The 13,430-nt window shown below is 58.7% G+C and carries 12 protein-coding genes; 6 read left to right on the forward strand and 6 right to left on the reverse strand.

What is annotated here, in order from left to right; genetic code table 11:
* Nucleotides 1–149: 149 nt before the first annotated feature.
* The 5 genes from QUE41_RS10835 to msrC all read right to left on the reverse strand — a co-directional run bounded on the left by QUE41_RS10835 (nucleotide 150) and on the right by msrC (nucleotide 5,315).
* Nucleotides 150–1,517, reverse strand: a complete 1,368-nt coding sequence (locus tag QUE41_RS10835; protein WP_286339063.1) for a sodium-dependent transporter — start codon at nucleotides 1,515–1,517, stop codon at nucleotides 150–152.
* A gap of 288 nt (nucleotides 1,518–1,805) precedes the next feature.
* Nucleotides 1,806–3,848: a carboxy terminal-processing peptidase gene (prc, locus tag QUE41_RS10840; RefSeq protein ID WP_286339064.1), complete on the reverse strand. Its 2,043-nt coding sequence runs from the start codon at nucleotides 3,846–3,848 to the stop codon at nucleotides 1,806–1,808.
* A 51-nt stretch (nucleotides 3,849–3,899) separates the two neighbouring features.
* Complete coding sequence (proQ, locus tag QUE41_RS10845; protein WP_286339065.1) at nucleotides 3,900–4,547, reverse strand: RNA chaperone ProQ; 648 nt, start codon at nucleotides 4,545–4,547, stop codon at nucleotides 3,900–3,902.
* The gene (locus QUE41_RS10850; RefSeq protein ID WP_051215879.1) at nucleotides 4,537–4,836 is read right to left on the reverse strand and encodes a hypothetical protein; all 300 of its coding nucleotides are present in this window, start codon (nucleotides 4,834–4,836) and stop codon (nucleotides 4,537–4,539) included. The genes proQ and QUE41_RS10850 overlap by 11 nt, the downstream gene beginning before the upstream one ends.
* The gene (gene msrC / locus QUE41_RS10855; RefSeq protein ID WP_286339066.1) at nucleotides 4,833–5,315 is read right to left on the reverse strand and encodes a free L-methionine (R)-S-oxide reductase MsrC; all 483 of its coding nucleotides are present in this window, start codon (nucleotides 5,313–5,315) and stop codon (nucleotides 4,833–4,835) included. The genes QUE41_RS10850 and msrC overlap by 4 nt, the downstream gene beginning before the upstream one ends.
* Before the next feature lie 242 nt (nucleotides 5,316–5,557).
* On the opposite strand from msrC, the gene QUE41_RS10860 reads away from it, so the two are divergent.
* From QUE41_RS10860 to QUE41_RS10870, 3 genes are read left to right on the forward strand one after another with little or no spacing between them, the layout of a single operon-like run.
* Nucleotides 5,558–6,100 carry a paraquat-inducible protein A gene (locus QUE41_RS10860; protein WP_286339067.1) on the forward strand — a complete coding sequence of 181 codons (543 nt, stop codon included), beginning with the start codon at nucleotides 5,558–5,560 and terminating at the stop codon, nucleotides 6,098–6,100.
* Nucleotides 6,078–6,701 carry a paraquat-inducible protein A gene (locus QUE41_RS10865; RefSeq protein WP_286339068.1) on the forward strand — a complete coding sequence of 208 codons (624 nt, stop codon included), beginning with the start codon at nucleotides 6,078–6,080 and terminating at the stop codon, nucleotides 6,699–6,701. The genes QUE41_RS10860 and QUE41_RS10865 overlap by 23 nt, the downstream gene beginning before the upstream one ends.
* Nucleotides 6,691–9,285 (forward strand): MlaD family protein, encoded by a 2,595-nt coding sequence (locus tag QUE41_RS10870; protein ID WP_286339069.1) that lies wholly within the window; start codon nucleotides 6,691–6,693, stop codon nucleotides 9,283–9,285. The genes QUE41_RS10865 and QUE41_RS10870 overlap by 11 nt, the downstream gene beginning before the upstream one ends.
* 51 nt (nucleotides 9,286–9,336) lie before the next feature.
* Here QUE41_RS10870 and QUE41_RS10875 read toward each other — a convergent pair whose 3' ends face one another.
* Nucleotides 9,337–10,566, reverse strand: a complete 1,230-nt coding sequence (locus QUE41_RS10875) for a spore maturation protein (protein WP_286339070.1) — start codon at nucleotides 10,564–10,566, stop codon at nucleotides 9,337–9,339.
* Nucleotides 10,567–10,635: 69 nt separating this feature from the next.
* On the opposite strand from QUE41_RS10875, the gene rsmF reads away from it, so the two are divergent.
* The 3 genes from rsmF to QUE41_RS10890 all read left to right on the forward strand — a co-directional run bounded on the left by rsmF (nucleotide 10,636) and on the right by QUE41_RS10890 (nucleotide 13,395).
* Nucleotides 10,636–12,048 carry a 16S rRNA (cytosine(1407)-C(5))-methyltransferase RsmF gene (gene rsmF, locus QUE41_RS10880; protein ID WP_286339071.1) on the forward strand — a complete coding sequence of 471 codons (1,413 nt, stop codon included), beginning with the start codon at nucleotides 10,636–10,638 and terminating at the stop codon, nucleotides 12,046–12,048.
* Between the two features lie 494 nt (nucleotides 12,049–12,542).
* Nucleotides 12,543–12,929 carry a nuclear transport factor 2 family protein gene (locus QUE41_RS10885; RefSeq protein WP_286339072.1) on the forward strand — a complete coding sequence of 129 codons (387 nt, stop codon included), beginning with the start codon at nucleotides 12,543–12,545 and terminating at the stop codon, nucleotides 12,927–12,929.
* A 22-nt stretch (nucleotides 12,930–12,951) separates the two neighbouring features.
* Nucleotides 12,952–13,395 (forward strand): nuclear transport factor 2 family protein, encoded by a 444-nt coding sequence (locus tag QUE41_RS10890; protein WP_286339073.1) that lies wholly within the window; start codon nucleotides 12,952–12,954, stop codon nucleotides 13,393–13,395.
* Nucleotides 13,396–13,430 lie beyond the last annotated feature (35 nt).

Below are 13,430 nucleotides of genomic sequence, written 5' to 3' on the forward strand. Positions count from 1 at the left end.
CTGGGAACTGGCCGGGCGGATGTCGCCACCGAATCCATGTCGGTGTTCGCCCGGATAAAGAGTAATGGGCCATTATAACAACAAAACGCGCCGCTCCAGACGGATGCGACGCGTTTGCTGCAGATTTGCTCAGTGGTTCGCCAGAGGCGTTACAGGTTGAGCACCCCAATCAGGTTGAGGAACACCAGGATGATGGCCACAGGGGCGATGTACCTCAGGCAGGTCTGCCACAGCAGGTAGAGCCCAGGCTCGGTGTCCAGCATCTTGCGGCTGATCTGCTCTTTTACCGCCCAGGCGCTGAAGACCGAGATGATCAATCCACCCAGAGGCAGCATGATGTTGGCAGTGATGTAATCCAGCAGATCGAAGTAGCTCATCTTGATGTCGCCCCACAGGGAGACGACGCTCCACTCGGCGCCGGTGAGGGAGAACACCGTCAGCAAGCTCACCAACCAGATGGCGAAGCCCGCTACCGCCGCCGCCTGCCAGCGCAACAGACCGCGATGCTCTACCAGCCAGGCCACACTGGACTCAATCAAGGCAATGGAGGAGGTAAAGGCCGCCACCACCACCATCAGGAAGAAGCTGCCGCCAAACAACCACCCCAGGGGCATCTGACCAAAGGCGATGGGCAGGCTCTGGAAAATCAAACCCGGACCGGCCCCGGCGGGCAAGCCGTTGGCGAACACTATGGGGAAGATCGCCAGTCCGGCCATCAATGCCACCAGAGTATCCATCAGGGCGATGTAGACCGAGGTCTTCACCAGCGAGGTGCCCTCGGGAAGATAGGCGCCGTACATGATCATGATCCCCGACGCCAGAGACAGGGTAAAGAAGCTGTGGCCCAGGGCGATCAACACCCCGTTCCAACTCAGTTTGGAAAAGTCCGGCTCGAACATGAAGCGCACCGCCTGGCCAAACTCACCGGTGTTGGCGGCGTAGAGCACCATGATGGTCAGCAGCACGAAGAGGATGGGCATCATATAGTTGACCGCTTTTTCCAGGCCCTTCTGCACCCCCTTGCCCACGACGATGATGGTACCCAGAACGATCACCCCACTCCAGCCAAGCAGTGGGTAGGGGCTGGCATTGAGGTTGGAGAACAGCTGACCTATCTCATCGGCACTGCGGCCGGTAAAACTGCCGGTGAAGCCGTACCAGGTGTAGGCCACCGCCCAGCCGGCGATCACCACATAGAAGGAGAGAATCAGAAAACCGGCGATCACCCCACCCCACCCGGTAACCCGCCAGGCGCTGGAGCGGCCGGAGTCCCGAGCCAGCTTGATCACCGACTTGGAAGGGGCCAGACGACCATACTTACCGATCATCACCTCGGCCATCATCACCGGAACACCGATAAGGGCGATGCACACCAGATAGACCAGAACGAAGGCACCGCCGCCGTTCTCGCCCATGATGTAGGGAAACTTCCAGATATTACCCAAGCCTACCGCGGCGCCGGTGGCGGCCAGAATGTAGGTAAATCGGTTGGACCACCTTCCGTGATACTCAGACATCTTGTGACTCCCTTACTCCACCGGTACCTCGCTGCATGGGCATGCATCCGGCTTATTTTGTTAATATATTGTTTATTTATTATAGCTTTACCATAGCTGGTGCCCTCTGACTAGGAGGGAACAGGGGGCATTTTCAGGGGATAACCCCATTCTGGGGCGAGGTGCCAGTGCCATCCTCTAAGGCGGGCAGCAACCATGGCACGGAGAACGGAATGAGAGCGGGATCACAAACGATCCCTACAGACGAAAAAAAGGCCGCTAAGCGGCCTTTTTTCAATCAACAGAGCATCACTTCTGTTTGGCGAGTCGGGTCCAGTCGACCATATCCAGGGTGATGTTGGCGGACTCCGCCAGCAGGTAATCGTTGTCCTGCTCATCACTGTCTGTTTCAGGCTCGTCGTCCAGAGACTTGATCGGCTCTTCACCATTGCGGGCACGACGCTCATTGATGCGCGCCAGGGACTGGTCGTCCTCTTCCTGCTCCTTGGCTTTGCGCTCGGCAAGCACCAGAGACACGTAGCCTTTGTCCTTCTCCACCCGGTAGGTGGCGATGTCCTCGGCCAGGTAACCGAACTCGGGGTTGGACTCGGTGCGCTTCACGAAGTTGTCGTTGAGGCTGGACACCATGGTCTGGGGCACCAGATTCAGGGACTGATAGCTGGCCTTGGGCACGGTGTCCCACGGCAACGCATTGTCCTCCTGGGACTCACCGTACTCACCAGGTTCGAAGAAGCTGGGGAACTCGATGTCCGGGGTTACCCCCTTGATCTGAGTGCTGCCACCATTGATGCGATAGAAGCGGGCAATGGTGTACTGCACGTGGCCCATGGGCTTTTCAAACAGATCGTATGACTTGCCCAGGCTGCGGTGCTGCTGAACCGTACCTTTACCGAAGGTGGGCTCACCAATCACCATGGCGCGGCCATAATCCTGCATCGCCGCGGCGAAGATCTCGGAGGCTGACGCACTGTAACGGTTCACCAGCACGGTCAGCGGACCGTCGTAACTGATGCGACCGTCACTGTCACGGTTGATGTTGATGCGACCGCGCTGATCGCGAATCTGCACCACCGGGCCCTGAGAGATAAACAGACCGGTCAGCAGAGTCGCTTCAGACAGAGAACCACCGCCGTTGTTACGCAGGTCGATAAGAATCGCTTCGACGTTGTCCTGTTCCAGCTTCTCCAGCTCCTTGGACACATCCTGGCTGATGTTCACGTAGAAACTGGGGATCTCGATAACACCGATGCGGCGTCCCTGGTTCGGACCCTCATCGGGGACGTACACTTCGGACTTCACCGCGCGATCTTCAAGTTTCACCTTGTCGCGGACGATCACCACAGACTTGGGCTTGGCGTTGTTACCGCCCTTCTTCGGCAGGATCTCCAGGGTCACCTTGGTGCCCTTGGGTCCCTTGATCAGGTCAACCACGTCGTCCAGACGCCAGCCGATCACGTCCACCGGCTTCTCACCCTCCTGGCCCACACTGATGATGCGGTCCTCGGGTTTGACGCCACCGCTCTTGTCCGCCGGGCCACCGGGCACCAGGGAACGGATGGTGGTGTAGTCATCCTCCACCTGCAGCACGGCACCGATGCCTTCCAGAGAGAGGTTCATCTCGGTCTGGAAGCGATCCGCATTGCGGGGAGAAAGATAACTGGTGTGAGGCTCAATGGTGTAGGCAAAGGCGCCCATCACGTTCTGGAACACATCTTCGCTGTGGGTCTGACTCAGGCGCTTGAGGGCGTTGTTGTAACGCTTGCCGAGCATCTCTTTGATCTCGGGCCACTCTTTGCCGGTCATCTTCAGGTTCAGGGCGTCATTCTTGACACGCTGACGCCAGAGTTCATCCAGCTGAGCTTCGTTGGAGGCCCAGGGAGACTCTTCACGGTCGAAGTAGTACTTATCGCCCTCTTTGGTGAAATCAAAGGGGGTTTCCAGAAGCTTCAGGGCGTAGCTGAATCTCTGGTAACGCTTATCCAGCGCCTGCTGATAGATGGCGTAGGCGTCCTTCATCTCACCCTTGGCAATCAGGCTGCCAAAGGTGTTGCGGTACTTGCGGAAGCCATCCACGTCGGCCTGGGTAAAGATGCTCTTGTTGTAATCGAGCTGCTCCAGGTAACGATCAAAGATCTCACCGGAGAACGCCTGGTCCATGGCGAACTTACGGTAATGGGAACGAGTAAACAGATTGGTGATCCGTTTGCTGGCGACCTTATGTTGCGCCTCCTGGCTAAGGACGGGGATCTCCTCCTCAGAGATGACCGGTGAGAGGGCCAGGGCCTGGACACTGAACAGCGCGCCAGCGAACAAGGTGGCCAATGTTGTCATCTTGAGACTCGTTTTCACCATAAGTGCTTTACTCCTTAAAGCCGGCTCGGATTAGATGCGGATGTGGGACGCTTTAACCTTGATGGTCATCCCGGAATCCAGGCGAACCTGAACGTCATCTTTGTTGATGTCTACCACCACACCGTTCGCCGGAGCTCGGCCCAGCTGAACTTTAACTTTCTGGTCCACGCTAAGGGCATCGGCCTCAACACTCTTGAGTTCGGGACGAGGTTTAGCGGGACGTTTGGCTCCTTCAGGCTTGCTGCGAGGGGCGCCGGAAGGTTTACCCTTCAGCTTAGACCGTTTATTTGCCGCCGGGGTTCCTTTGTCACCCTGAGGCTTTTGTGCGGCCTTGCGCTCCTTGGCGCGCTCCTGGCTCTCTTTCAGGGCCTGCTGAGCGTGCTCGACGTGCTGAGCGTCGATCTCGCCACAGGGGGTACCGTCCAGATCGACACGCTGAACGCCCTCTTTGATGGAGCGCAGGTAACGCCAGCTGTTGGTGTAACGACGCATCGCCTGGCGCAGCTGAGTCTTGCTCACGCGCTCGTCGTCAGCCAGGTTCTCCGCCAGCTCCTGAAACAGGCCGATCTTCAGCGGCTTGGCATCGCCTTCCTGGCTGAAGCAGTTAGGGAACTTTTCACACAGAAAGGCGATTACTGCCTTGATGTCGGAAAGCTTGGTTTGGTTCTCAGTAGTCATCAAATTCATCCTGACCCGAACTGTTGTTGAAATGCTCGTAGAGGGAATCGACAAACCCCTCGATCATTTCATCGTCCAACTCCGTAAGTTCGGGATTGTGTTGCCAATAGGGCCAGATGGTTTCCAGCATCGCTTCCAGGGAAGCGGGATCCATGTCGTCATCGGCCGCGTCATAAACTGCATGATAGAGGCGATTGAGGTTATCTGCCGCCAGTTCCTCTTCGCCTTCCCAATCACCCACCCCTTCGGGGTCGGCGAGGTAGCTGTGAATGGTCACCAGCTCCTTCACTTCAGGCCCACCTTATCCAGGTGTTGTTCCAGAGCAGAAACCAGGGTTTCAAAACCCACGCGCTCCTCCTCTTTAAACCGGCCATGTACCGGGCTGTCAATGTCCAGCACCCCAATCACCTTCCCCTGATGGTGCACAGGCACCACAATCTCAGAATTACTGGCAGCATCGCAAGCGATGTGCCCTGGGAAGGCGTGTACGTCCTCCACCAACTGAGTTGAGTCTTCGGCGACGGCAGTGCCGCACACGCCGCGTCCCACCGGGATGCGAACGCAGGCGACCTGACCCTGGAATGGCCCCAACACCAACGTATCCTGATCCTCCAATAAATAAAATCCGGCCCAGTTGAGGTCGGATACGGAGTTGAATATCAGTGCGGAGATATTAGCCAGGTTGGCGATGAGATTGGGTTCACCCTCGATCAGCGCTTCGGCCTGTTTAGCCAAAGTGGCATAGGGATTCTGATTGGAACTGGACATCTTTTCGGCGGTTCATTCACATAAGGTTGTCATTAACCCAGTTTCTGCCAAGTCAGTCAAGCCCGCAACACTGGTTCGACCAAATTTACCGTGGTATTTGGGTAAAAAGTGACGAAATTAGCATTGAGTTCGCTATCATAGGGAGGTTAATCACAGCTAAGTGGCGGTAAACTTTGTCAAATTGCTCCATTTTGTGCCCGCACTGCGACCAGATAGTCCGTCGCCGTGCCCTGCCCAAAGGAATGAGGCTGTTCTGTCCACGCTGCCACAGCCGGCTGGTGGACTCCCCCTACTGCGATCTGGACGCCCTGACCGCCCTGGTGATCACCGCCCTGCTGCTGTTTATTCCCGCCAACCTGTTGCCTATTCTGGAAGTGACCCTGCTTGGCAGCGTACGCCAGGCCACCATCGCCTTCGGCGCCGTCATCACCTTCGAGCAGGGGTTCTGGCTGGTGGGCATCGCCATCTTCATCGCCGGGGTGCTGGCACCATTGCTGCTGCTGACCTCCATCCTGCTGCAGCTGGTGCTGCTTAAACTGGGCAAAGGCAAGACCGCCCTAAGGCAATTGATCAAATGGCACCCCATGCTGGACGAGGTGGCGATGCTGGAGGTGTACCTCATCAGCTTCTTCGTGGCCGCATTCAAGCTCGGCGACTTTGCCGACCTGCATTACGGCTGGGGAACCTTTTGCTTTATGCTGCTGTTTATAATGGTGTTCTACGTGCAGTATGAATATAACCGAGACCTGATGTGGCAGAAGTATGAAGAGCAATTCCTTCTCTGAGCGCGGCATCGACCGCAACTGGACACTGTGCCGGGGCTGCCACAACATAGTGGTGGTGACCGATTACTGCCCCCGCTGCCACACCCGGGTCGATCCACGACGACCACACAGCCTGCAATACGCCTGGGCGTTGCTGCTGACCGCGGTGATCATGATCTTTCCGGCCAACTTCTACCCCATCACTCAGGTGACCAATCAGGGCGTGACCGGCTACGACACCATCTTCAGTGGCATCATCTCCCTGGTGGAATCGGAGATGGTGGGGATCGCCATCATCGTCTTTATTGCCAGTATCCTGGTGCCGGTGATGAAGATCGTCGGCCTGAGCATCATCCTGCTGGCGGTCACCCTGAAGCTTCGGCTGTCACGGCGCTGGCTGATGATCTTCTACCACGTTATCGAATTTATCGGCCGCTGGTCGATGCTGGATCTCTTTGTGATTGGCATCGTCGCCAGCCTGATCAACATGGGGCAACTGCTGGATGCCAAGCCGGCGCCCGCCGCCACCTTCTTCGCCATGGTGATCCTGTTCACCCAACTGGCCGCCAAATCCATCGACACACGCTTACTCTGGGACCTCGAATATCACGATGAACAATAACCAGTCAGCCCGGGTGCGACGCAAGCGTCTGCTCTCCCCCATCTGGATTCTGCCCATACTGGCGACGGTACTGGGCGCCTGGCTGCTTTTCACCTACGTCAAGCAGCAGGGTACCGAGATCACCATACGTTTCCCCGACGCCAACGGCATCGAGGCCCGCAAGACCCTGGTGAAATACCAGGGCCTGGTGGTGGGGATGGTGCAAGAGGTGTCCCTTAACTCGGATCGTCTGTCGGTGAACGTCACCGTCAAGATGGACCACACGGTGGACGACCTGCTCAGGGTTCAGACCCGATTCTGGCTGGTGAGCCCCAAGGCGTCACTGACCGGAGTCGAGGGACTGGACGCTCTTTTCTCCGGCAACTACATCGCCATGAAACCCGGCGAGGGAGAGCGACTGGTCCGCTTCGAAGCGGACATCATGGCCCCCACCTCGGAGGAGGACTCCACCCTGATCCAGCTGATTGCCGACAAGGGCGGATCCCTGGACGCCGGATCCGGGGTCTATTTCCAGCAGATCAAGGTGGGCAGCATCCTTCAGTCCAGACTGGACCCCCAGAGCAAAAAGGTGCAGGTCACCGCCCAGATCGACGCCAACTACGCTCCCCTGGTCAAGGAAAGCTCCCATTTCTGGAACGTCTCCGGCCTGTCCGCCAACGCCTCATTGGGGGGCGTCAAGCTGGAGCTGGAAAGCATCGCCAGCCTGCTCACCGGCGGGGTGGCGTTCGACTCTCCCGAGGCCAGCCCTCAGGCCAAGAGCGGCAGCAGCTTCCGACTCTATGAAAACAGAGAAGCCGCCACCCAGGATCATTTCGTCGACTTCGACGCCGCCAGCGCCGAAGGGCTTAAGGTGGGCAGCAAGATTCGTTTGCTGGGTGTCGATGTCGGCGAGCTCACCGACATCCGGGTTAACGGCAACCGGGTCTCCCTGACCGGTGCCATTCGCGACAGCTACCGTCACATCCTGGTGTCCGGCACCCGCTTCTGGCAGGTCAAAGGACAACTCTCCCTGCGCGGCGTGCGCAATCTGGGCAATCTGGTGCTGGGGGATTTCATCAACGTCTCCGTGGGCAGCGGCGCCCCTCAGGACGCGTTTCTACTGGAGGCCAGCAAGCCCGATGAGGCCCGCCAGGGTCAGGCGGTCACCCTGCACCGACGGGACGCGGCGGGGCTGAGCGAAGGCTCTCCGGTGCACTACAACCAGCTGCAGGTAGGTGAAGTACTGAGTCTGGGACTGGACCAGCAGGACAGAATCAGCGTCAGGATCTGGCTGAACGCCCCCTACGACGCCCTGCTGGGCGGCGACAGCCAGTTCTGGCTGACTCAGGGGGTGAGGGTTCAGGCGGACCTGTCCACCCTGACCCTGGAAGCCGATCCCTTGCCGCAGCTGATCTCAGGCGGCATCGCCTTCTCCAAGGGTACCCCCGACTCACAGGCCCGAAAAGAGGGCTATCCACTGCTGGACCGTCCCGGCTCAGACGAGGCCCCCGAGCCCCTGTGGCTGAGACTTACCGCCGATGAGGCCGATGGCCTGGCCCCGGGCGCCCCGGTTTACTACCGACAACTGGAGGTGGGCCAGGTGGAGAAGGTGCGTCTGGCCGACGAGGGGTTCCAGATCAGCCTGACTCTGGATGGCGACTACGCCAGGTTGTTCTCCAACGCCAGTCGCTTCTGGCGCTACTCCGGGCTGCGCATTCACGGTTCTTTGACCAACTTCGAGGTGGACACCGCCGCGGCCATGGCGCTGCTGCGCGGCGGCATCGCCTTCGATAACCTCGAAGGGTTGGAGCAGCCGCAGCGGGATCGCTGGCTCTACGCCAACCGCGATGACGCCCTGACCCCGGCCCTGCGCATTCAGATCACCCTGGATGCCGATGCCGACCTTCAGCCCGGGGCACCGGTGAAGTATCACCAGCAGAGCCTGGGCAAAGTGGAGCGGGTCAGCCTCAATGGCGAGCTGTCGACCCTGACCGCCACCCTGGCACTGGATCCCAAGTGGGCGGACCGTTTTGCCGTCGAAGGCACACGCTATTACCTGGCGGAAGCGGAGCTCGGCTTTGGCGGAACCAAGAATCTGTCCAACCTGGTGCTGGGCAATCACCTGGCCGCCCTGCCCGGCCCGGCCGGCGCTCAAGCTCAAACCCGATTTACTGCCCTGGCAAGTGAGCCTGCCCCGGACGCACGCGCCCAGGCACTGCGACTGGTACTGACCCAGCCACAATTAGGCTCAGTGCGCATTGGCAGCCCGGTGCTCTACCGGCAGATCCCGGTCGGTAAGGTGGTCAAACAGGGCCTTGCCGGTGACGCCACCCAGGTGGAGATCACCATCGAACTGGAACCCGAGTACCGCCATCTGGTGAATCGCTCCAGCCGCTTCTGGAACGCCAGTGGCCTGACGGTGAAACTGGGCCTGTTCAGCGGCGCCGAGATCCACACCGAATCTCTGGACACCCTGCTGATGGGCGGCATCGCCTTCGCTACACAGCAGAGCACCAATGATGAGAACCGGGCCTCGACCCTGGACCGCTTCCCCCTCCATGAGAGCTCGAGAGAGAGCTGGCTCGAGTGGAAACCGGTGTTCTAAACAAGAGAAAAGGCCCGCTGAAGCGGGCCTTTGTGTATCTGCTCCTGCCCCTTATCCGTAAAACAGATAAGCCACGGCGATGGCGGTGAGTATGCCCGCCAGATCGGCGGTGAGGCCACAGACCACCGCATGGCGACCATTGCGTATCCCCACAGAGCCGAAGTAGACCGCCAGAACATAGAAGGTGGTTTCGGTGGAGCCCTGGAACATGGCCGCCAACCGACCGGCGAAGGAGTCGGCCCCATGATGATTCATGGTCTCCACCATCATCGCCCTGGCACCTGAGCCGCTGAGCGGCTTCATCATCGCCGTGGGCAAGGCATCAACGAAACGGGCATCCACTCCCAGGGCGCCACACAGGGCGCGGATGGCATCGAGCAGCGCCTCCAGGGCACCGGAGCCTCTCAGCCAGCCGATGGCCAGCAGCATCGCCAGCAGGTAGGGCAACAGGGTGACTACCAGCTTTACCCCCTCCCCTGCACCACTGACGAAGGCATCATAAGCGTTAACCCCCCGGTACCAGGCCAGTCCCAGAAACGACATCACCACGGCAAACAGCACCAGGGCACTGGATTGGGTGGAGAACTGTTGCAGCCCGTCGGCAGACAGGGTCATCAGATAGGCCACCAGTGCCAGTAAGCCGGCAATCAAGCCGCCGCCCCACAGCAGCACCACCCTGTCCAGCAGGTTGATGCGCTGCACCAGTGACACCGCCAACAGGCCGGCCAGGGTGGAGGCGCAGGTGGCCAACAGAATAGGAATGAACACATCCGTCGGGTGGGCCGCCCCCTGCTGGGCACGGTACATGAACACGGTCACCGGCAACAGGGTGACCGACGAGGTGTTCAGCACCAGAAACAGGATTTGGGCGTTGGTGGCCACCGAAGGGTTGGGATTGAGGCTCTGCAGGTCCTTCATCGCCTTGAGGCCCATGGGGGTAGCGGCGTTATCCAGCCCCAAGGCGTTGGCCGCCAGATTCAGGGTCACCGAACCCAGGGCGGGGTGACCCGCGGGCACCTCCGGCATCAGCCTGGAAAACAGCGGCGTCAGCAACCGTGATAACGCCTGGATGAGGCCCGTTTGCTCACCGATGCGCATCAGCCCCAGCCACAGCGCCAGCACACCCAGCAGCCCGATGAGGATCTCCACCGAGAGTGTGGCCATATCAAACAGGCTGGCGATCATCTGTGGCAACACCTGATCATTGCCCAGCATCAACCATTGCCACAGGCCGCCGGCCCCCCCAAGAAAAAACAGCGCCAGCCACAACCGATTTAGCACCCGAGCATCACCTTTTTCATTTTTGTCTGTGCTATATTTGCCGCCATTTTCCAACAGCCGGAAGCCGTTATGGCGAACATCAAGCAGGAATTCCTCAACTCTATCAGTGAGATTTTGCCAAGTCACCTGAGCCTTGAGGAGTTTGTTCATTACAACAGCCAGCCACTGCGTCCCTCCATTCGCATCAATACCCTGAGGACCGACTGTGACAGCTTCATCGAGCGCATGACCCCCAAGGGTTGGCATTTCGAAGCGATCCCCTGGTGCCCACAGGGCTACTGGCTGACCCGGGACGACGACAGCGTGCAGCTGGGCAACACCCTGGAGCACCTGGCCGGGCTGTTCTACATTCAGGAAGCTTCGTCGATGATGCCCCCCTTTGTGATGGCGTCGCTCACCGAGGCCCCGAATACCCTGCTGGACATGGCCGCGGCCCCAGGGTCGAAGACCACCCAGCTGGCAGCCTGGATGGGCAACCATGGGCTGCTGATGGCCAACGAATACTCCTCCTCCCGACTGAAGGGGCTGCATGCCAACCTGTGTCGTATGGGGGTGGCCAACACCGTGCTGACCCACTTCGATGCCCAGGTGTTTGGCCACACCCTGCCGGAGACCTTTGACGCCATCTTGCTGGACGCCCCCTGCTCCGGCGAGGGCACCCTGCGCAAGGACCCGGACGCCCTGAGCAACTGGAGCCTGGAATCGGTGGAAAGCATCGCCCAGACCCAGCGGGGTCTGATTGAGTCCGGGTTTCACGCCCTGAAACCCGGCGGCCTGATGGTTTACTCCACCTGCACCCTGAATCGTCAGGAGAACCAGGAGGTTTGCCTTCACCTTAAATCCCAGTTCGGTGACGCCGTGGAGTTTATCGATCTCTCCTCACTGTTCACCGACGCCGACAAGGCGGTCACCCCTGAAGGGTTTCTGCACATCTGGCCACAGATCTACGACAGCGAAGGCTTCTTCGTTGCCGCCCTGCGCAAGACCGCGTCCGTCGACAGCGAGCACCGTCCGCCAAGGCTGGGCCGCTTCCCCTTTACCCCGGCCTCCCGCAAGCAGCAGGACGCGTTGCGAGACCACCTGATGGCCACCTTTGGCCTGACTCTGCCCGGCGGTGAGCTGATGGCCAGAGACAAGGAGTTGTGGCTGTTCCCACAAGGCTGTGACCGCTTCATTCCGGCGATTCGCATGCAGCGCTTGGGGGTCAAGCTGGGTGAAGAGGCCAAACACGGTTTCAAAGTCAGCCACGAAACTCTGGTGCTGCTGGGCGCAGACGCCGACAAGGCGGTAGATCTCGATGATGACGAAGCGGTGACCTACCTGATGGGCAGGGATCTTCCCCGGGACAACAGTGCCAAGGCCAAGGGCGAAGTGCTGCTGCGCTGGCAGGGTGTGCCCCTGGGCATGGCCAAATGGGTGGGCAACAAGCTGAAAAACTCACTGCCCAGGGAGCTGGTCAGGGACAATGTCGCCAAGGTTTAGCCCCGCTCTGGCGTACCCTGTTGCTTTAAAGGTCGGATCAGCGACAAAACATCGTTCAGCCCTTGGCGAATGATGAATTTTTGGTCTACCTTTATTGGAGCTTTCGCAAGGGCGCGGAAACACTGCGCCCACCAGTTCCCCTAAGCCTGTGACAACTTGGAGTGGTTATGGGCTTTTTTTTGTGTTTTTTTCAAACCAATTATCCCTATCCCCATCTTTAAGACGCCCGACCATCGACGCTTGCCCCTAGCCGCAGAGTCCCTATCCCCTTGCTAAATTTTAGCTGCGCAGTAAAAACGCATAGATGACGCATACCGTCATGTGCGGGTGAGCATCTCGGCTCATTTCACCTGTTCGAATTTATCTACCTGTTTAATACAAAGTACCGCCGTTGTTCTGTCGTACTCCGGGCCCTAGATTAAAAAGAGTTGCTGACACAGGGCAGTCCAAGAAGAACCCGATGTCAGCTTTAATCCTAATGTCAGGAGCTATTTATGAATCAGACCAAACTCCATGAGTTTGCTCGTGCCTTCTTTGCTGCGGTGGACGACCAGCATGCCGATGGACTTCGTCCTTACCTCAGCGACAACGTCAGACTTCAAATGGCAAACTTTCCCGCCAGCCACGGCGTGGAGTCCCTTGTTGATGCATTCAAGGCCACCGAAGAGCGGTTCTCCTCCATCACCCATGACGTGCAGGGGATCTGTATTGGAAACTGGTCTGAGGGAGATGTGGTCAGTGTGGAGGCCATTGCCCACTATGTTGTCAGAGAGGGGGGAAACCGGGTAAGCCTGCCGGTCACCAGTACCCTTCGTCTCAATGGCGAAGGCAAGGTTGCCGATTACCGCATCTTTATCGATCCCGCTCCGGCGTTCGCCTGAACCACACAACAGAGGAGTAACCATGACCAGCATTGCGGAAATAAACAAAGAGCGGGTTCGGGCGTTTTTCAAAACACTTGAAGCGGAAGACCCCAAAGCAGTTTCCGAGATGTTTGCCGAAGATGGCATTCACCTCAACCCTTACCACTGTGGCGTGTTTCCTGAAGGTGCCAAGGGCCCACAGGGCGTTTATGACTATTGGGCGCCAACCTTCGGCCTGTTTGATGGGATGTCCTTCCCCATCCATGAGATCTACGCCATGGAGGGTGGAGAGGGCGTATTCGTGCGCTACAGCGGCCGAATAAAATTGAAAGATGACGCCGGTTGGTACGAAAACGACTACTACTCAACCTTCAAATTTAACGGCCAAGGCAAGATCACCGAGTATGTGGAGATTTTCAACCCTGTCACCGCCGCCCGGGGTTTTGGGCTGCTGGGCAAACTCGTGACTTCCCCTCGCCAGTAACCTCGCAACAGGCTTGGAGGGAGAATTGCTCCCAG

It is taken from the genome of Ferrimonas sp. YFM (assembly GCF_030296015.1).
In the GTDB taxonomy this organism is placed as follows: Bacteria; Pseudomonadota; Gammaproteobacteria; order Enterobacterales; family Shewanellaceae; genus Ferrimonas.

Coding starts and splice junctions, on each gene's coding strand:
- QUE41_RS10890 (WP_286339073.1), top strand. CDS start 12,952: ATGACCAGCATTGCGGAAATAAACAAAGAGCGGGTTCGGGCGTTTTTC.
- rsmF (WP_286339071.1), top strand. CDS start 10,636: ATGGCGAACATCAAGCAGGAATTCCTCAACTCTATCAGTGAGATTTTG.
- prc (WP_286339064.1), bottom strand. CDS start 3,848: ATGACAACATTGGCCACCTTGTTCGCTGGCGCGCTGTTCAGTGTCCAG.
- QUE41_RS10885 (WP_286339072.1), top strand. CDS start 12,543: ATGAATCAGACCAAACTCCATGAGTTTGCTCGTGCCTTCTTTGCTGCG.
- msrC (WP_286339066.1), bottom strand. CDS start 5,315: ATGTCCAGTTCCAATCAGAATCCCTATGCCACTTTGGCTAAACAGGCC.
- QUE41_RS10865 (WP_286339068.1), top strand. CDS start 6,078: ATGAAGAGCAATTCCTTCTCTGAGCGCGGCATCGACCGCAACTGGACA.
- proQ (WP_286339065.1), bottom strand. CDS start 4,547: ATGACTACTGAGAACCAAACCAAGCTTTCCGACATCAAGGCAGTAATC.
- QUE41_RS10835 (WP_286339063.1), bottom strand. CDS start 1,517: ATGTCTGAGTATCACGGAAGGTGGTCCAACCGATTTACCTACATTCTG.
- QUE41_RS10870 (WP_286339069.1), top strand. CDS start 6,691: ATGAACAATAACCAGTCAGCCCGGGTGCGACGCAAGCGTCTGCTCTCC.
- QUE41_RS10860 (WP_286339067.1), top strand. CDS start 5,558: ATGAGGCTGTTCTGTCCACGCTGCCACAGCCGGCTGGTGGACTCCCCC.